The 19,264-nt window shown below is 63.0% G+C and carries 13 protein-coding genes and 1 pseudogene; 6 read left to right on the top strand and 8 right to left on the bottom strand.

What is annotated here, in order from left to right; translation table 11 throughout:
* The first annotated feature begins 7 nt into the window (after positions 1-7).
* From coaE to ACOQPI_RS14305, 4 genes and pseudogenes are all read left to right on the top strand, one after another.
* A complete protein-coding gene (gene coaE / locus ACOQPI_RS14320; RefSeq protein ID WP_420620298.1) occupies positions 8-619 on the top strand; it encodes a dephospho-CoA kinase in 612 nt (203 codons plus the stop codon).
* A 106-nt stretch (positions 620-725) separates the two neighbouring features.
* Positions 726-878 (top strand): annotated as a pseudogene (locus tag ACOQPI_RS14315) (transposase); the annotation flags it as partial.
* Between the two features lie 162 nt (positions 879-1,040).
* Positions 1,041-1,724, top strand: coding sequence for a hypothetical protein (locus ACOQPI_RS14310; protein ID WP_420621081.1), 684 nt, complete (start codon positions 1,041-1,043; stop codon positions 1,722-1,724).
* Positions 1,721-2,581: a nucleotidyl transferase AbiEii/AbiGii toxin family protein gene (locus ACOQPI_RS14305; protein WP_420620297.1), complete on the top strand. Its 861-nt coding sequence runs from the start codon at positions 1,721-1,723 to the stop codon at positions 2,579-2,581. Before ACOQPI_RS14310 ends, ACOQPI_RS14305 begins: the two co-directional genes overlap by 4 nt.
* 77 nt (positions 2,582-2,658) lie before the next feature.
* Here the strand turns inward: ACOQPI_RS14305 and ACOQPI_RS14300 are convergent, their stop codons facing one another.
* The gene (locus ACOQPI_RS14300; RefSeq protein WP_420620296.1) at positions 2,659-3,861 is read right to left on the bottom strand and encodes an acyl-CoA dehydrogenase family protein; all 1,203 of its coding nucleotides are present in this window, start codon (positions 3,859-3,861) and stop codon (positions 2,659-2,661) included.
* A 196-nt stretch (positions 3,862-4,057) separates the two neighbouring features.
* Between ACOQPI_RS14300 and ACOQPI_RS14295 the strand changes: the two genes are divergently transcribed.
* Both ACOQPI_RS14295 and ACOQPI_RS14290 read left to right on the top strand, forming a co-directional pair.
* Complete coding sequence (locus ACOQPI_RS14295) at positions 4,058-4,768, top strand: hypothetical protein (protein WP_420620295.1); 711 nt, start codon at positions 4,058-4,060, stop codon at positions 4,766-4,768.
* A 182-nt stretch (positions 4,769-4,950) separates the two neighbouring features.
* On the top strand, positions 4,951-5,985 hold the full coding sequence (locus ACOQPI_RS14290) for a nucleotidyl transferase AbiEii/AbiGii toxin family protein (RefSeq protein ID WP_420620294.1): 1,035 nt from the start codon (positions 4,951-4,953) through the stop codon (positions 5,983-5,985).
* Between the two features lie 155 nt (positions 5,986-6,140).
* On the opposite strand, the gene ACOQPI_RS14285 is transcribed toward ACOQPI_RS14290, so the two are convergent.
* From ACOQPI_RS14285 to gcvP, 7 genes are all read right to left on the bottom strand, one after another.
* On the bottom strand, positions 6,141-10,358 hold the full coding sequence (locus ACOQPI_RS14285) for a fibronectin type III domain-containing protein (RefSeq protein ID WP_420620293.1): 4,218 nt from the start codon (positions 10,356-10,358) through the stop codon (positions 6,141-6,143).
* Between the two features lie 353 nt (positions 10,359-10,711).
* Positions 10,712-11,833, bottom strand: a complete 1,122-nt coding sequence (locus tag ACOQPI_RS14280) for an ABC transporter permease (RefSeq protein WP_420620292.1) — start codon at positions 11,831-11,833, stop codon at positions 10,712-10,714.
* Positions 11,834-11,957: 124 nt separating this feature from the next.
* Complete coding sequence (locus ACOQPI_RS14275; protein ID WP_420620291.1) at positions 11,958-12,653, bottom strand: ABC transporter ATP-binding protein; 696 nt, start codon at positions 12,651-12,653, stop codon at positions 11,958-11,960.
* A gap of 52 nt (positions 12,654-12,705) precedes the next feature.
* The gene (locus tag ACOQPI_RS14270; RefSeq protein ID WP_420620290.1) at positions 12,706-14,520 is read right to left on the bottom strand and encodes an efflux RND transporter periplasmic adaptor subunit; all 1,815 of its coding nucleotides are present in this window, start codon (positions 14,518-14,520) and stop codon (positions 12,706-12,708) included.
* 59 nt (positions 14,521-14,579) lie between these two features.
* Positions 14,580-15,419, bottom strand: a complete 840-nt coding sequence (locus ACOQPI_RS14265; RefSeq protein ID WP_420620289.1) for an amidohydrolase family protein — start codon at positions 15,417-15,419, stop codon at positions 14,580-14,582.
* 2 nt (positions 15,420-15,421) lie between these two features.
* The gene (locus tag ACOQPI_RS14260) at positions 15,422-16,222 is read right to left on the bottom strand and encodes a crotonase/enoyl-CoA hydratase family protein (RefSeq protein WP_420620288.1); all 801 of its coding nucleotides are present in this window, start codon (positions 16,220-16,222) and stop codon (positions 15,422-15,424) included.
* Positions 16,223-16,308: 86 nt separating this feature from the next.
* Positions 16,309-19,239, bottom strand: coding sequence for an aminomethyl-transferring glycine dehydrogenase (gene gcvP / locus ACOQPI_RS14255; RefSeq protein ID WP_420620287.1), 2,931 nt, complete (start codon positions 19,237-19,239; stop codon positions 16,309-16,311).
* Positions 19,240-19,264 lie beyond the last annotated feature (25 nt).

The following is a 19,264-nucleotide window of genomic DNA, read 5'->3' as shown; positions in this document are numbered from 1 at the left end:
CACTTTGATGCTGGTCGTGGGTCTTACTGGCGGGATTGGAGCGGGGAAATCGACCGCAGCAAGCCGATTCGCGGAGCTCGGGGCCGCAGTGATCGATGTGGACGCAATCGGGCGGCAAGTGCTGGCTCCTGGGGGTCGAGCCGAGCAGGGGGTGATCGACGCTTTCGGCCCCGCAATCGTGGATGCCCACGGGCACATCGATCGGGCCAAGGTGGCTGCCGAGGTGTTCGGCCGCCCGGATCGGTTGGCTGCGCTGGAGGCAGTCAGCCATCCGGCCATCAACGCCGAGCTCGACGTGCAGATTCAGGAATTGGACGAAAGTGGAGAAGTCCAAGTGGTGGTGCTCGACATGGCGGTTTTGACCGAGAGCCGGCTGGGGCAGCTGCAATCGGGGCGGGGCTACACCCAAGTGGTGGTGGTGGAGGCGCCCGAAGCAGTGCGCTTGCCCCGGCTGATCGAGCGGGGCCTCACCGAGGAGCAGGCCCGAGCCCGTATGGCCAGCCAGGCCACCGACGCCCAGCGCCGGGCGATTGCAGACCATGTGATCACAAACGGCGGCACTCCCGAAGAGCTGGCCGCGGCCGTGGATCGGGTTTGGGTTGCGTTGACCAGCAGTTAGCCGATCAGCATGGGGGCCCATTCCCTGTCGGCTTGGTCGGCTGCTTTTCCAGCCCTAGACACAGCAAGACTTATCACTGTATAGAATCAAGTCCAACCGTGATAAGATGGCGGTGGTGAAGAGCATTGCAAAGCAATTGGGGGAAGGCGACCTCATAGAAGCCAGGTGGGGCGGATCACCATCCTGCCCCTCATGCGGCGGCGAGGGGAAGGTCCAGTCAGACTCGACCGCTGCTGGCTGGCGGCAGTGGCGTTGTCGCGCGTGCCGCAGGAAGTTCACTGTCGCTACGGGGACTCGTCTGGGTTCAACCAACCTGCCCCCAGATGTGTGGCTCGCCGTCGCTGCCCAGTCCGAAATCTCGCCCCGATCCGTGTCGGAAACGACTTCTTTGTCGCGTGCGACTGCTTACAGGATTGCATCTGTGCTTTCGCCGGTGGCCGATCTGGGGGCAGAGGAGAGAATCCGCTATTTGGTCGGCCAGGGCGGCCAGGGCGGCGAAGCTCCGGGCGATCCGTGGTTGAAGGAGCAGCTGCCGCCGTATCTGGACATTGAGGACAGTCCGCTTCCGCATCTGAGCGGCGGGACAAAAGCGGTAATCAACGCGCTCAGGAACCGCATAGGAGGTGCGACTGCTGCGAAGGCGGCAGAGTTGTCGGGGTTGTCCTATTCCCAAACTTGCAAGGTTCTGGCCGATTTGGAACGGCGGGGAATAGCGACCAGGGAGAAGCGCAGTTTGGGGTATGGGGACGGCTTGCATGCCAAAACGGTATGGAGCCTCTCTTGGGCTGATGCTTGCCATCGGGTAATCGACTTCCTCCGCTTCCGGAAAACCTCCCAGGCTCCCGACGCTCCCGACACTGTGCCCCGCCGATTCTGGTGGCACTTCTGGTCAGGCACGCACGGCAGCCAGCTCAGGGTGTCGGAGCACGGTATTCACATCGCCTCAACCCTGATCGGTGGACGTGATGTGTGTGCCCGCTTATGGGCATTGAGGAACATGCCCGACGAGGTGCTCGCTCAGTGTCTCGGAATGCGTGGGCTTGACACAGGCGAGGTGTCCGAGATGATCGCCGGAGAGCTGGCTCGCAGGAAGGCCGCTGCGTGACGGGGATCGACGAATACGCCGATGTGCTCCCCGATGGGCTAAGGCTCTTGTGGCCCACAGTCGCTGAAGTCGCTCACGAGGTCAAGGGGCGATTGGTGGGTGGGACGGCGCTGGCAGTGCATCTCCGACATCGGCAGTCAGAAGACCTCGATGTTATGACCCTGCGGGAATTCTCTGGGCGCTCGGTGGCCAAGAGGATGCAAGCAGCGGGGCGTTCAGTGGCGGTGATAGAAACAGGCCCCAACATGTTCCACGCACGGGTGGATGATGTGAAAGTGGACGTGTTCAGGGCATTGCCGACCATCCACGAAGTCGGACCCTCAGACATGACTTGGATCAGGCCCGCAGTCCGTATAGACGGTATGCCAGTCGCATCCCCAGCGGACATCATGGCCACAAAGCTGGATACCATCACGCGCAGGGCGAAGTTGAGGGACTACATCGACATCTACGCGCTCGATGTGTCGGGAGCATGCAGCCTTGAGGATGGGCTGTCCCACTACTGCAAGCGGAACGGACACGACTACCCCCCGCCGGCGCACGGCCGCTTGGTGCATTTATTGGAGGAGCCGGGAGTGCTCGACTCCGACCCTCAGCACGCTGATATGGCAGACACAGCACTCTCCCATTTACGCGGCAGGGCACCTGAGCTGATGGATTACGTCGGCGACAGCCTCGACATCGAGGCAGCGATTCCACCGCTGCCCTCCGCAGCGGTTCCCCCCCACCGAAGGCCGCTAAGCGCACGGGGATATGAAAATCCATCAGGAGAGTGCGGGCGGTTAATGCCTCGGGCACGCAAGCGGTGTGTACTGCGTGCAGGGCACAGCGGACCTTGCCGGTCCAAGTTGCGGTGAACCACCACACTGGTACCGGAGGCTCACCCCACAGCGGAGCTACCAGCCCAAGCTAACAACCTCTATGGACAGAACACCTAGGAGCGGGGCACCGCTTCCCAGGGCTGGCCCTTGTAGGGGTCGGGCTCTTTGGGCAGGCCCAGCACCCGCTCGCCGATGATGTTGCGCTGCACCTCGTTGGTACCCCCGGCAATGCCCATCCCCGGCGAGCTGATCACCCCGTCGGCCCACCGTTGGCCGTCATCGTCGTCGGCGGCCCAGGCCTGGCCCGACGCACCGGCCAGCTCGATGGCCAAATCGGCTGCCTGGCGGCTGATCAGCGCGGCGTTCAGCTTGGCAATGGACCCCTCCGGTCCGGGCGCCCGCCCCGCCTCGGCCGCCTGGCGGATCCGCATCCCGATAAAGCCCTGGATCCGCTCCCTGATGTGGAGATCGACCAGAGCTCCTCGGGTCACGAGATCGGTATTGAGACCCCGCTTCTGGGCTTCGGCAATGAGCTGGGTGCTGCCCATGCGGCCGCTCATGGCCCCGGAGCCGCCGGCGCCGATGGCCACCCTCTCGTACATGAGCATGGCCACTGCCACGTTCCAGCCTTCGCCCTCTCCCGCCACCAGGCTGTCGTGGCTCACCCGCACGTCGGTCAGGTAGATCTCGTTGAAGTGCGAGCTCCCGTTGATCTGGCGCAGCGGCCGGATGTCTACGCCGGGCAGCGACAGGTCGACGATGAACATGGACAGCCCCCGGTGTTTGGGCTGGGCGGGGTCGGTGCGGGCCACGCACAGCCCGTATTCGCAATACTGGGCGCCCGAGGTCCACACCTTCTGGCCGTTCAGCACCCACTCATCGCCGTCGCGCACCGCCCGGGTGGCCAGAGAGGCCACATCGGAGCCGGCGCCGGGCTCGGAGAACATCTGGCACCAGATGTCGTCGCAGCGGATCATGCGGGATTGGAAGCGGGCCTTCTGCTCGGCAGTGCCGAAGTCGTTCATCACCGGCAGGCACATCCCATGCGAGATGGCCGCGGGCACCAACGGCGCCTGGTAGCGGGACAGCTCCTGGTTGAACACCTCGAGGTAGCTCTTGTCCAGGCCCTGTCCGCCGTATTCCACCGGGTAGGCGATGCCCCCCAGCCCGGCTTCGGCCAGCGCGCCGTGGAACCTGCGGCACTCGGCCACCATCGATTCCTCAGTCCATTCCACAGGAGGCTCGCTGCGGGGAACGGCGTTCTCCGCTAGGAACTCCTGGGTTTGCCGGCGAAACTCCTCAAGGGTCACGGTCATGGCTCAAAGACTATGACCCTCGACAATCATCCAAAGAACGGGAAGGCGTAGGGGGGTCATATGCATAAGCAACCAACAGTCCCCTTGGCTGGGATAACGCCTTTGGGGTCACATGCGTATCCCCTGGTCAGGGCGATTCTGCTTACTTGCGTGTATCAGCCCCGAACATTTCCAAGTGGTGTGATATAATTCCTACATGATGCTGGCTCACGGCGGGAGGCCGGCCACGGAAACAGAGGCGGCAAGAGAGTGGATTGTCGGACTCCCCGCGGGCACATGGTTCACTGTGCCCGCGGTGCCTGCCCCCAAGCAGATCGTGAACGATCTCATCAAACGCCTTTTGGCTGATGCGCCTTCGATCATCGGGCGGGCGGCGCGCGGTCTTTATTGGCGGCAGCCGCCTTCGATTAGCAGCTTGCACGGGGTCGTTCCTCGCATCAACTCGTCCTTTTACTGGGCGGCTGCCCCACCGGGGTCTGGGTACGCGGATTGGAACGCGCTATTGGCCCTGGGGTGGGGCACGCAAGTGCCTGTGCAGGTGGAGATCGCAGTTCCTATCCGAAATCTGGTTCCTCCGAAGATGCCCCTGAAAGGCGAGGGGGTGGGCTACAAGCACCGCCCGAATCCCCGTCGCCGCGACCTCAACTGGAACGAGGCGACCCTGCTTGAGGGCGCTCGTTCCTGCGGTGCGGCAGACCCCCGCCTTTGGGGCTCCGCGATCTCCGGGATTGTCGAGGGGAATTGGAAGTACAAGCCCCGCACGCCCATCAACAAGGAGAGGCTGCTGTGGGCCGCTGAGAGCGAGAGAGCGGACTCCAAGTGGCCCGCTGGCGAGGGTGAGATGTCCTTCGGCTCCGTTATGTCCATGCTCGCGTCCGAGCTGCCAGATGTGGTCGAGGTGGGATGAGCGGCCAGCGCAGGAAATGTGGGGCCCGAACTGCCCTTGGATCTCCCTGCGGGAACTACTGGGACACATGCCCGCATCCCTCCCACAAGACTCGTCGAGGCAAGGGGAAGACCCTGCCCAGGGTGGCGAGCCACTCCGTTGGCCTCGGCGCCTCGCCAACCACCAGGGACGGAAGCGGAGGTGTGATTGAAGCGACGCCTCTGGCTGACAACAGGGCCAAATTCGAGAGCCTGGTAAGCAGTGCTGCCAACGCTTACGGGTTCACCCCCGAGATGATCGTCCACGACTATTGGCTGGTCAGAACCCTCTACGCCTGGCAGTCACGCCTGGGAGGCTCACAACTTCTTCGCTCCTACCCAACCGAACATCTTCCCGCCGGCTCATCGGCCGGGAGGATCATGTTCGGAGGCGGGACTTCTCTTTCTGCCGCGTGGAATGTGGCCGAACGGTGGTCGGAGGACATCGACTTGGTGCTCGACCCCGACGACGACCTCAAGCCAAAGCAGTTCAAGGCATCGTGCAAGGCGGCCGCCGTAACCGTGTCGAAATCCCTGGGGGGTGCATACAACTCAGAGGGCCGAAGCGCTGACCACTTCTTCTTCAAGGTCACCACCAAGGGTTCCCCCGCCCTGTCCAACGTGGACATAGTGCGGCAGGATGCAATCGCCCATCCGATATGGGCCGAGCACATGCCTGTCACCTCCCTAATGGGCCGGCTGGCCAGCGATGAGGACTTGAGGGCACACCCGGAGCTAGGTGGCTTCGAGTTCCTAGCCCTGGGACCGGGCACTACGGCGATGAACAAGCTGCTCGCCCAGACGCAGATGTCGGAGTCGGGCGACCTCAACGCGATCAGGTACAGGGCGAGAGACGTGTACGACCTGGCCTCCATCGCGCTCTGCGCCGGCGACTTCGAGGGGCACATCGGGCGGGACAGCCCCGCCCTGCTGCACCTTGCCCAGCAGTGGCGCCGGCCTGGGTCGCCTCCTCGCCCCCCAGACGGGTTCGCGTCGATCCGCTCATTCGACCCGTCCACCTCAGAGCACGAGGCGCTTGCTGAAGGGTACGAGACGATGCAGGGCCAGTTGGTGTGGGGCGAGAAGATACCGCTGAACGAGGCGATCAGCCTCGCCCTGAGCCTTGACCCCGGCCCAGCGGAACCATTCGAACCCCCTCCCTACAGAGACCATCACGGTGTCGGCTATCCCCGACTGTGACCGCCGGCGGGCCAGCACAGGCTAGGCCTTCTCCTGAGCCGAGTACATCCTCGCCGAACCACGCGTTGGTATCGAGGGGTGCCGCGTCATCCCCTTCCATCAATAACATGGTTACTTCCTAGTCGAGGTGACCGGCCAAAAAAGGAATGTCCAGTTCACCTAGAGGCCCAATAACATGCTTCTTTCGGCTCCTGTTGGTATTTTCGGAATTCCGGGTAGCAGATGTCAGTAGCGCTGCCGTAAAGCTCGCCATTTGCGGCTAGCTCGGCCACATCCTTATCGAATTTGGCATACCCTTGCCAAAATATGTTGTTATGAAATGGCGAGCACTGGTTCTCTATAAGATTCTGGCGGTGCGCAACAGTACTGAGATGCTTCAACGCCTCAGGTAGTGCGCTGTCGTATGCATCCAGCATCTCGTAGGCTTGTATAGCAATTTCTATATACTTAACAAATTTTCCGGCTTTTTTCAATGACTTCTTGATATCAGTGGCCTTATCCCGTAGCGCTTGGCTCATATTCTTATCGTTAATTATATTGTCTAGTTCTCCATTCAGAATTTCTTGCATTGCTTCTTTATAATATTCGACAGGATCCGAATTTGGTTCTGCCATATCTTCAACGTAGCTCAGAGCTTGCTCAAATATTACTTTGCCAAGAGTAGTAAACACTGCCACAAAGTTTTGCTGATCAATCTGCTCATCGACACACATCAACTGGGCTGTTAATTTGTGTTCAGGCAAAACATCCACATGAACCAGCTCTACGGGGCCGACCGCAATCCGCTTACCCGAATCTCTACCTCGCGCCCGTATTCGAACCTCGCCATCCAGCTCGATAAGATCATTGGGATAAGGCCACCAATCGTTTATATTATTTGTGGTGGGTGGTAGGAATGTCTCTACCAATCGAAATTTAACGTCACCGACTCGTTTTTCGTAAATCTCCCAACGTACCCTGCCGGGAAGTGGCCATCGGTCACTGTGAACGTTAGAGGCTGATTCGTATTGAAATCTAAATACACCTTGCAGGTGTCCCATATACCAGTAGACTGATCTATCTTCTTGGGTGGTTGTAGCAAAGTGCTGTTTACAGCCCGCGGCTCCACATGTGCTACCTTGCAATGTCCAGTAGTCAGACGAATATGATGACCACTGGTAGTTGGGGAGATCTACTTTAACATTGCCTGTCTGTGGCAGTGGCCTGTGATTGCCATGAGGGTCTTTGAAGGCCTTGCGCCCGCGCCGAGTCGTCTCCTTTTCCGAGACCCGGCCTCCCTCGCCGTGTTCATTAATGGCGGTGACGGAGACGGTGTAGGTGGTGTCCTCGGACAACCCTAGAATTTCGTGATTCATGTTTTTGACGATACTCGAGTCATAGTGAGATCCGTCGTTCCAGGAGACCCTGTATTCGGTGATAGTAGAACCGTCGTCGCCTTCAGGCAGTCCCCAACTAACGGACAGCGCCCGGTCGCCTGTCCTCACTTGCAGGTTCCTCGGTACGCCGGGTTTGGCAGATGTGCGGAATGTGGACACTGCCGGGATGCCAAATCCTTGGTTATTTTTGGCTGAAACCCTGATCTCGTAAGTAGTGTCGGAGCTCACTTCATAAAAAAATGTCGACCGCGCAAAGGCGGGGAGGTTTTTGCGCTGTAATCGGGTGGAGCCGTGATACAAATCCACCCGATACCCCGACACTGAAGGACTACCGTTGTCAGACGGCGGGGACCACACCACAACGACTTGGTGGGGATCGTAGAAGCCGTCGGTATCGGTGTCGCCGGAACTAAAGGTACGAGTGATCTGCGGCGCACCCGCCACAAAAGCCGAGGTTCGCGCATATATATAATCACCTGCGCTTTCTCCGGCACTGTTTATTGCATAAACCGTTATATGATATACTTTATTTCCATCAAGTTTAGAAAAAGTTGTTGACAATTGATCATTATTGATTTTCTGTTCTTGGAGAGTATTCCAAGGGATAAACACGCCGACTACATCCTTAATCGCTACTCGGTATCCGGTGATTGCGCTTCCCCCGTTGCTGGTCGGAGCAGACCAAGACACTGAGAGGCTATTGTGGCTGCGTCTGCTGACACGCAACCCTCTCGGACTGGAAGGCGGAGTTGCGCTGGGCGGGGTGCCTGCTAGTTGGATGGTGTTGGATTGGGTGCCGTCGATTACTGCGGTTAGGTGGAGGCCTGGGGTGGCGTTGAGCCAGCAGAGGGTGGGGTCGGTTCCCGTTGTGGTGTCGACGGTGCCTGACCAGAACCGGGTGGCGAGGCTTGTGGGTGAGGTGCTGTAGTAGCAGTGGGCGTTGTGGCGGCCTGGGGTGAAGCCGGAGAACTGGGCGCTGAGCCACCGGCACGGTTTCGATGTGTCTTGGCAGTTGGCTCGGTCTGCTCCCAGGGTGATGGTCACTGACCGGGTGTCTTCGGGGGCGTCTGTTGTGAAGTCGGCTGCGGTCGGGGTGCCGAGCCCTTGGTTGTTTCGGGCTGAGACGAGGACTTGGTAGGCGGTGTCGGCGCTGAGGTTGCTGAAGCTTGTCGACCGCTGGGAGGCCGAGAGGTGCTTGCGGGTGATGAAGGTGCCGCCGCGGAAAAGCTCTGCCTGGTATCCGGTCAGGGGGTTGTTGCCGTTGCTGGCGGGCGGAGACCACGACACTGTCGCCCGGTTCTCGCCTGCTGTGACCCTGACGCTGCGCGGCCCGGATGGGACGCCGGACTCTTGCCCTGTCGATGCGGGGTCGGTGCGGAAGCCGGCGGCGGCGCTGGCGCTGCGCCCGGCGCTGTTCTCAGCGGAGATTCTGATCTGGTAGGCGGTGTCGGCGCTGAGGCCGGTGAAGGTGGTGGACCGCTGGGAGGCGGAGAGGTTTTTGCGCTCGACGCGGGTGGAGCCGCGGTACAAATCCGCCCGGTAGCTCGTTATTGCTGCGCCGCCGTTGTTGGAGGGCGGGTTCCATGACACGGTTGCGCTGTTTTCGTCTGGGGTGACTCTGATGTTTCTGGGCGCGCTTGGGGCGCTGGTCGCGCGCGCGGTGCGGGCGTTGGCGACAGTTGGGTTGCTGGTTCCTGCGGTGTTTCGGGCGGTGAGCCTGATCTGGTAGGCGGTGTCGGCGCTCAGGTTTTTGAACTCGGTCTCCCTGGTTTGGGCGCCCACGGTTTTGGTGTCGATTCGGCGGTTGTTGCGGTAGAGGTCGATGGTGTATCCGGTTATCGGCGCGCCGCCGTTGTCAGACGGCGGGCTCCACACCACGCCGACGGTGTCGGCGCCGTTTACGAAGCCGACTATCCGCGGCGCATCTGGGGGAGAGGTCTGGGGCTGGCGGGCGGGGTCGGTGCGGAAGCCGGCGGCGGCGCTGGCGCTGCGCCCGGCGGTGTTTTCGGCGGAGATTCTGATCTGGTAGGCGGTGTCGGCGCTGAGGCCGGTGAAAGCCGTCGACCGCTGGGAGGCGGAGAGGCTTTTGCGGTTGACGCGGGTGGACCCGCGGTACAAATCCGCCCGATACCCTGATATTGCTGCGCCGCCGTCGTTGGACGGAGCGGACCACGACACGGTCGCGCTGTTTTCGTCCGCGGACACTCTCAGGCTTCGGGGCGCGCTTGGGGCGCTGGTCGCGGCGCCGGTGCGGGCGGTGGCGGTGCGGGGGGTGCTGGTGCCGGCGGTGTTGTGGGCGGTGATGCGGACTTGGTAGGCGGTGTCGGCGCTGAGGCCTTTGAACTCGGTCTCCCTTGTGCCGGCGCCCACGGTTTTGGTGTCGATTCGGCGGTTGTTGAGGTAGAGGTCGATGGTGTATCCGGTTATCGGCGCGCCGCCGTTGTCGGACGGCGGGCTCCACACCACGCCGACGGTGTCGGCGCCGTTGACGAAGCCGACTATCCGCGGCGCCCCCGGCACAGAAGTTTGGGGTGCTTGGGTGGGGGCGGGTGTGGGGGTGGTTGTTGTGGTGCAGGAGGAGGTGCAGCGCATTCTTATGGCGTCTACTCCGATGCTGCTTTTGCTCTTGCCGTGGCGGTTCCAGTGCTGGGTGGCTTCGTTGTCGCGAAGGGTGATGGTGACTGTGTCGCCGTCTGTGTCGTAGGTGCCAAGCGATGTCCACCCGTAGGCGTTGCGCTGGGCGATGCGCTTTGTGCGTTGGGTGCCGCCGATGTCGATGCGGTACAGCACTGTGGCGGTGGCTCTGGTGTTGGGCACATAGGCTTGGATCTCCTGGCGGCCGACCCTTGTGCCCATCGACCAGCGCGCCCAGTTGCCGGCGTTGGACTCCCCGGCGGTGCCGTAGGTGTACACGTAGTTGTTCGACCCGTACCCCTTGCCCGCGTCCCCCGCCCACCAGTACCGGCTCGGCCCGTTCAAACTGGGGTTGTCGTTCACATACCAACCCGTCTGCGACTGCCCGGACGCCGCCGGGGCCAGAACCGACGCCAACAGGCTGAACGCGACGAACAGCACCAACCCCAACCGACAACCCCGCCACCCGCCGGGTCCCTTTGCTGAGCCGGCCCGCTCCCGGCTCGGCTCGTCTACAAATGAATCAGCAGCACTCGGGGGGGGGGGGGGTGGTCATGGCAAGACCCTAACCAGGCCCGCTGGCCCCGAACAAGCCTCCCGCCCTACCCGGCCAAACGCGCGCCCAGGGTGCGGAGCTGTTGGGTTCCGGCACCCAGGGAGCACTCGATGTGCTTGTCCCACAGGGTGTATCGCTGCAACGGATAATCGATACTCGTCTAGGCCGCGGGGCGGACGGCTTCGGCCGGGTCCATGCGGGATGCCCGCCAAGAGGGGTACATCCCGGCCACCAGCCCTACTCCCAGCGTTACCCCTAGGCCGACGCCGACAAACGACAACTCCACCGTCATCGGCCAGTCCAGCACTTGGGTAACCACCGCTACGACGGAGAGCCCGAGCACGATTCCCACCAAGCCGCCGAGGAGGGTCAGAAGCATCGACTCGATAAGAAACTGCACCGCTATGTGGATCTTCCGGGCGCCGAGGGCCCGACGTACCCCGATTTCGCCCCGGCGCTCCAGCACCGAGATGAGCATGATGTTGCCCACCCCGATGGCCCCCACCACGATGATGACCACAACCAGGAGGCTGAGCAGCGACTCGAAGTTCTCGCTGATGATCTCCCGGGCTTCAAGATCCAGCGACGACACTGCCACCTCGCCCGGCGCCTCTGGATTGGCCTGGCGCGGAAGCAGCTGTCGAACCTGCTCGATCACGTCCAAGTCGGCCTGCACCCAGATGCGCTCGGGGTTGTCGTCGGCGTCATAGAGCTCTTCGGCTACGGGGTATCCAATCAGCGCGGCCCGATTCAAGGTAAGCCCTTGGCTGATGGTGAACGGGTCCAGAACCCCTATCACTGCAAACTCGTGTCCAGAGATGTGGACGGTCGGGTTGGCGTATAGCTCGTCGAAACCCAGAACCTGGGCGGTATCGGATCCAAGCACCACCGTGGGGACTTGCACGGTGGCCGCATCGTGAAATCGGCCGTACGCCATTCCGCCCCGCAGCGGAATCAACAGATCCAGGTCGTCCTCGTTGACGGCAAAGAGACGGATGCCTCCCGTCTCCACCTCAGGGATCAAATCAGTCTTTCGCATGGTGGCCGGTACTCGGCGGATGGAGGCCACCACGTCCACTAGATCTCGCATATGGGTGTCAATGGCTGCCGCCGCCTCGGGCAGCAGCTCGGGATCGTCGGCAAAGGATGTGCCGGGCGTCAGTTCCAACACGTCAATGCCCTGCTCCAGCAGGTCCCGCTGGGCGTCGGCTTCTCCGGAGTTGATGATGCCCACCAGCGCCACTAGGGAGGCCACGCCGATGGCGATACCGATGGCGGCCATGGCTGTGCGGCCCTTCCGAGTCCGGAGTCCTAGCGTTCCTAGTGACAGAGCGTCGCGGATTCGCAGTCTGCTGCGGGATGCGTTCTTCTTTGCGGCCCGGATTCGCAGTTTGCGTCGTGCCATGTCAGGTTTCCGCCGAGTCGTGGCTGATGCGGCCGTCGAGGATGGAGACCGCTCGGGGCATCCTGGCGGCCAGATCTCGGTCGTGGGTGATGATCACAATGGTGGAACCCGCTCGGTTGAGCTCCAAGAAGAGCTCAACGATCTCCTCGGTGGTCTGCGAGTCGAGGTTGCCGGTGGGCTCATCGGCCAGCACGATGGCCGGATCGCCCAACAAGGCTCGGGCGATGGCTACTCGCTGGCGCTCACCGCCGGAGAGCTTGCCCGGGCGATGGCCCATTCGGTGGCCGAGCCCGACCCGCTCCAACACTTCGCGGGCCATCTGTCGCCTCCAACGCAGGCTGGCTCCCTGATAGAGGTTGCCGGTGGCCACGTTGTCGAGCGCAGACAATCCCTCGAGTAGATGGAATTGCTGAAATACGAACCCGATGCGCTGGCCTCGGACTGCGGACACTTCTTTATCGCGGACCCGCGACAAGGCTTGTCCGTCCACAATGACATCGCCCGAACTGGGACGGTCCAGCGCCCCCATGATGTTCAGCATGGTGCTCTTGCCCGATCCAGAGGGCCCGACCACTGCCACCAACTCGCCGGCGCGAATCACCAGATCCACACCGTCAAGGGCTCGCACTGGGGGAGTGCCCGGGTAGTGCTTGACCACCTGGTGCAGCTCCAGCACCTTCCGGGGCTCGGATGACATCAGAATGCTCTCTGAGAGCGTTCCAGACTTGTTTCGGCTGGGGGTCGCGCCACTAGGGGATGCGCACGAGGTCGCCCACTTCGAGATCGCCGCCTGTGATCTCCACGAAAGCGTCGACAAAGGTGCCGACCTCGACGGGAACCAGGGTTGTCGCCCCTTCTTGGACCACCTCCACCGAGAAGCCTCCGTCCACGGTGGCGATCAACGCTGAAGCGGGAACCACCAGGGCATTGGGGGTTACCTCTTTGGTGATCGTCCAGTCCACCGGAGCGGCATCGAATCGGGCCGATGCCTCTCCGTCCAGCAGGACGATGATCACTTCGATGGTCGGATCACCCGGCGCACCGGTTTGGGGGTTGGTCAATCGAGTGGCCACTCGGGCCACTTCTGCGACTGCACCAGGGGTGACCCGGCCGTCGGGGAGCTCCACTTCAACTCGATCCAGCCGGTTTACTATCTCGGCATCGGCAGGGTCGAGATTGCTGACGATCTCCTGGTCTTGACCCGTGATGGTGAAGGCGGCCGCTTGAGCCGAGATCGTCTGACCCTCGATCACATTCACCGATGAGATACGGATGGGGGCTTCGATGAACACTACGAAGCCCATGTCGATGACTCCGGTCTTTTCAACTCCTAGGCGGTTTTGCCATTCCTCCACCAGATCCTCGGTGACTCGGGTGAAATCCTCATCGATAGTCATGTCCTCGTAGCCGGGTAATCTCATGTCGGCCAAGGCCTGCTCGAGTTGCTCGACGTCAGGACCCTCCTCCATGTCGCGCTCAAAGGGGCGGTACATGGGCCGCTCTCCCCGGAGCAGCACAACCGGATAGCTGTTTACCTCGAAGAGGACATCGCCAACACCGAGCACATCGCCCTCTGTCGGCAGGCGTCCGGTAACGACACCGGAGGTGTTGGTATGCAGTGCTTCAGGATCGCCATAGCCGAGAGTCCCGGAGAACTCCTCGGTGTCGATCAAGTCGCGCCGCACCACCTCGGCAGTGTTCAACTCTTCAGTGTCCCGCAGCACGCTGGCGCTGACCGTGGGGCCCGGGGCGGGTGTCGACCCCTCACCGGCTGGCTGTGGTGCCTGGGTGCTGGTAACTGAAGACTGTGCGTTGGAGGTGCTCTGCGGGCTGCTGGCCGTGACTTGAGCCGCTGGGGTCGGGTCGTCAGGTGTTGGGGGAGCGGCGGCCTCGTTGGGCTCCGCCCCGCCGAACACCGGGAGGCACACTCTCAACGCAGCTTGAATTTCGGGGGTTACCCCGCCCCCGTCCCCGTCGCCTTGTCCGGGAAAGCCGGTATTGGGGTACTGGCCGAAATCGGGATCGGGAAAGTCGTCCAGCCCTTGGTCGCGCATGCACTGGGAGAACGCCACCGCGTTCTCTTCTTGCTCTACCTGCTGCACGTTGGTGTCCTGCTGCGGCGCGAGTGCGATCAACTCGCTGAAGACGCTGGCGCAGGTTTGGAGTGCTGGGGCCAAACCGGGCTGGGTGAAGCTCACCCCGGCTTCCTGCATGGCCCTGAGGAACGAGGCCTGGTCGACGATCTGCGAGCTGTCGATGTCGGGGAAGTCGGGGAAGCCCTCGTCGCGAATGCAGCGGGAGAAGTCCACGAACGCCTCATCGCGCAGCCGCAGAAGTTCTTCTTCGGAGAGTTCTTGTTCATTGTCAGCCTGGGCGGGGACCAGCGTTTCGTAGATCTCCTCCGCCAGCGATTCGCCCTGCGCCGGGTCTGGAGCAGGGTCAGCGGGAGGATTGGCCACGTTCTCCAGCGCTTCGAACAGACCCTCGGGCATGATTTCGCTCAGGTCGGTGGCGGCCACCTCGTTGGTTTCCTCGCCTACGGTCCCGCATGCACCGGCTGCCATTGCCACCACTAGCAGAGCACTCGCAATCCACGCTGGATGTCGGCCTTGTCGGGGGTGCTTCATGATGGTTCCAGTCCAAATAGTTGCCGGGCGTTGGCTCCAGCTATTGCGATCTTGTCGTCATCTGACAGATCCGACTCAAGCAACTGCCCCAGTATGTGGCTGATGCGCTGGCCGAGCGGCCAGGAGTACAGATCGGTCCCATAGACGTAACGGTGGGCGCCGTGCTGGCGCACATGGTTGGCGATGAAGTCGAAATTGTATGAAAGGCTGCAATCGAACACCAGATTGGGATAGGTGGCAGCCAGGTGGCCGCAGTGCTTGGTGCCCTCGTGAGTGGAGTAGCCGTCGAGCACCAGCATGGTGAGATCGGGGTGACGGGAGGCCAGCAGCCCCACTTTCCAAAGCGACTCCTCCGCAGTCTCATCCAGCGCGTGGACCACCGGGAGCAGGCCCAATTCGCCCATGGCACCCACATAGGTGTTCACCCAGTGGTTGTCGAGGCTCACCCCCTGGAAGCGAGTGTGGAAGCTCATGCCGACCAGGCCGAGCGGCCCGGCGGCCCGCTCCAACTCGCCCAGGCTGATCTCGCCGTCGCGGGGCTCCACGATGCCGATGGCCACCGGGAAGCGGTTGGGGGTGGCGTTGCGGTAGGCGGCGATCTTGTCATTCACCGCCTGGGTATCGGCATGGCCGTTGGGCCGCAGATAACCATGACCGGGAATCACCGCGGCCTGGTCTATGCCGCCGGCATCCATGATCTCGATGCGCTTGACCAGCTCCAGGGCGGCGTAGGCCTCGGGATCGGGGGCCTCCTCAGGTGGCAGGCCCAGCGCACCCGAGGCGTCGCCCACATGGTGGTGGACGTCGAAGACCGATATGCCCGAGGTGGCGTTCATCGCTATCTCCGCTTGAACTCTGGCTTTCGCTTCTGGCTGAAGGCCAGGGGGCCCTCTTTCGCGTCATCGCTCTGGAACACCTTCCAGCCGTATTCAAACTCGTGGGCGAGAGCCTCTTCTTCGGTCATGCCGTCGGTTTCGTGCAGGGTGCGGAGAATGGCCTCCACTGCCAGGGGACCGTTCTCGCAGATGACCGCGGCGATCTCCTTGGCCTTGTCCAGCGCCTGGCCGTCGGGCACAACGTGGCCGACCAAGCCGATGTCTTTGGCCTCGGCGGCGGTGATGTGCTTGCCGGTGAGCAGGATCTCCGCGGCGACGGTGTAGGGGATTTGGCGGCGTAGTCGCACTGCGGAGCCGCCCATGGGGTAGAGCGACCAGCGGGCCTCTGACACCCCGAACCGGGCGCTCTCACCAGCGACTCGGATGTCCATAGCTTGGAGGATCTCGGTGCCCCCGGCGATGGCTACTCCCTCGACGGCGGCGATGATCGGCTTGGTAGGCCGATAGCTGCGCAGCAAGGCCTTCCAGTGGAGCTCGGGGTCGGCGGCTTGACGGGCGGCCACGTCGATTTCAGGGTCGGCGTTGCCGGCGTCGCCGCTCATGGCCTTGAGGTCGGCGCCCGAGCTGAAGTTGCCTCCTGCGCCAGTCACGATGATGCAGCGGATGTCGTCGTTGTTGTCGGCCTCCTCGTAGGCGTCCAACATCCGTACCATCATCGCTCCCGACAGGGCGTTGTAGCGCTCGGGGCGGTTCATGGTGATGATGATTGATTGGCCGTCTCGTTCCACAATGGCGTCGGGCACCGGTTGGTCTCCTTTGTCGGGGCGCAATATCTAGCAGCCCCGAAAACTAGTTGGCCGGTGGCTATTGGGGCGAAACGGCTGTTTCCCTATGAACCGGCGTCTTGGAGGTCTTCGATGGGCGGACAGGCGCAGAACACGTTCTTGTCGCCGTGGGCGCCGTCGATCCGACCGACAGGGCACCAATACTTGCGCTCGCGAATCTCCGGGAGGGCGAAGGCGGCCTGCTCCCGGGAGTAAGGGCGATCCCAGTTGTCGTCGGCGATTGCGGCAGCGGTATGGGGAGCACGGCGCAGCGGGCTGTCTTCCATATCGATCAGCCCGTCGGCCACGTGGTCGATCTCCGCTCTGATGGCTGTCATGGCCGCCACGAAGCGGTCGAGCTCAGCCTTTGACTCCGATTCGGTGGGCTCGACCATCAGTGTGCCCGCCACCGGGAACGACACCGTGGGGGCGTGGAAGCCGAAGTCGATGAGCCGTTTGGCCACGTCTTCTACGGTGACGCCAGTCTGGGTGTGGAGGGGACGCAGGTCGATGATGCACTCGTGGGCTACGAGGCCGTTCTCACCGGTGTAGAGCACCGGAAACAGGCCGTCGAGCTGTTTGGCCAGGTAGTTGGCGCTGAGCAGGGCCACCCCGGTGGCATCAGTCAGCCCCTCGCCGCCCATGGCGGTGATGTAGGCCCAAGAGATGGGTAGGATGCCGGCCGAGCCCCAAGGAGCGGCGGAAACCGCCCCCACCCCTGTGGACGGGCCGGCCTCGGCCACTACCGGGTGGTTGGGCAGGTGCGGGGCGAGATGGGGGCCGACCGCCACGGGGCCCACCCCGGGCCCGCCGCCGCCGTGGGGAATGCAAAACGTCTTGTGGAGGTTCAGGTGGGAGACATCGGCGCCGAACTGACCGGGTTGGGCCACCCCTACCAGGGCGTTGAGGTTGGCCCCGTCCAAGTACACCTGCCCGCTGTAGGCATGGATCAGGTCGCACACTTCGGTCACGGTGGCCTCGTACACGCCGTGGGTGGACGGGTAGGTGATCATGAGGGCGCTGAGCCGGTCGTCGTGCTCCACCACCTTGGCCTTCAGGTCGTCCATGTCTACGTTGCCGTCGTCGTCACAGGCCACGACCACCACTCGCATGCCGGCCATGACCGCGCTGGCTGCGTTGGTGCCGTGTGCGGAGGCGGGGATGAGGCACACATCCCGCTGGGTCTCGCCTCGGGCGGCGTGGTAGCCCCGAATGGCGAGCAGGCCGGCCAACTCGCCCTGGGAGCCGGCGTTGGGCTGGAGCGACACTGCGGCGTAGCCGGTGATGGTCACCAGCATCTGCTCCAACTCATCTATCAGTGCCCGGTAGCCCTCGGTCTGATCAGAGGGGGCAAAGGGATGCATGGCGGCAAACTCGGGCCAGCTCACCGGCTCCATCTGGGTGGTGGCGTTGAGCTTCATGGTGCACGACCCAAGCGGGATCATGGTTCGGTCCAGGGCCAGGTCCTTGGAGGCCAAGTGGCGCAGATAGCGCAGCATCTCGGTCTCGCTGTGGTACATGTGGAATGTCGGGTGGGTCAGGTACTCGCTGGTGCGCACACCGTCGGACGGCAGGGCGTCGGGAGTCGTCGCGTCGAGGTCGTCGATATCTTGGGGATCGGCGGCAATACCGAAGGCCCGCCACAAAGAGAGCAGCGTGCTCCGGGTGGTGGTCTCGTCCAATGAGAAGGCCACGGTGTCGTCGTCAACCGGGCGCAAGTTGAGCCCCTCGGCCAATGCCGCAGCCACGACCTCTGAGGCTTGGCCCGGTACTCGGACGGTGACGGTGTCAAAGAAGTGCTCGGAGGCCAACTCGATGCCGGCCTGTCGCAACCCGTGGGCGGCAATGGCGGTCAGGCGGTGGACCCGCTGGGCGATGCGGGCCAGCCCTTCGGGGCCATGGTACACGGCGTACATGGCGGCCATCACCGCCAACAGCACCTGCGCGGTGCAGATGTTGCTGGTGGCCCGCTCCCGGCGGATGTGCTGCTCCCGAGTCTGGAGGGTGAGCCGGTAGGCCACAGCTCCGGCGTCATCGATCGACACGCCGGCCAACCGGCCGGGCAGCGACCGCATGGCCGACTCCGGTACGGCGATGAACCCGGCGTGGGGGCCGCCGAAACCGAGGGGGACCCCGAAGCGCTGCGACGATCCCACCACCGCGTCGGCGCCCAGTTCGCCGGGTGGGGTCAACAGGCAGAGCGCCAGAAGATCGGTGGCCACCGCCACCAGGGCGTTGACGTTGTGCGCGGCGGCGATGATCCCGCTCAGATCGCCGATGCGCCCCGAAGTGCCGGGGTACGACACCAGCACTCCGAACGCCCCGTCGGCAAGCTCCTCGATGTTGGCCTGCTCTAGGTCGGCGATCACCACCTCGATGCCCAGCGGTTCGGCCCGAGTGGCTACCACGTCGATGGTCTGGGGGTGGGTGTCGGTGTCGACGATGAACCGGTCGTCAGGGGCCTTGCGATTGATCCGCCGCAGCAGCGTCATGGCCTCGGCGGCCGCTGTGCCCTCGTCGAGCAGCGAGGCGTTGGCCATGCCCATTGCGCACAAGTCGGTGACCGTGGTCTGGAAGTTGATCAGCGCCTCCAAGCGACCCTGGGAGATCTCCGGCTGATATGGGGTGTAGGCGGTGTACCAGGCGGGGTTCTCCAGCACGTTGCGGCGTATCACCGGCGGGGTGATGGTGTCGTAATAGCCCATCCCGATCAGCGAGGTGACCACCCTGTTGCGGTCGGCCAGCTCCCGCAGCGCCTCAGTGGTGGCCGCCTCGGTCATGGCGGGCGGCAGCTCCAGGGGGGTGTTTGAGCGGATGTTGGATGGAACTGCGGCGTCCACCAGATCCGCCAGGCTGTCGCAGCCCAGCTCCGCCAGCATCTCCGCCTGATCTTCAAGACTGGGCCCGATATGGCGGGCCTGAAACTCATCGGGATTCTCGAGAGCTACCAGGCTGTTGGGGGGAGTGGTTACTGAGCGCGCTGTCGACAATGACACGGTGGTCTAGCTTACCGGCGCTCTC

Origin of the sequence: Candidatus Poriferisocius sp., from assembly GCF_965219815.1 — a bacterium.
Lineage (GTDB): Bacteria > Actinomycetota > Acidimicrobiia > Acidimicrobiales > Bin134 > Poriferisocius.
This window is presented reverse-complemented; position numbering and strand designations above follow the sequence as displayed.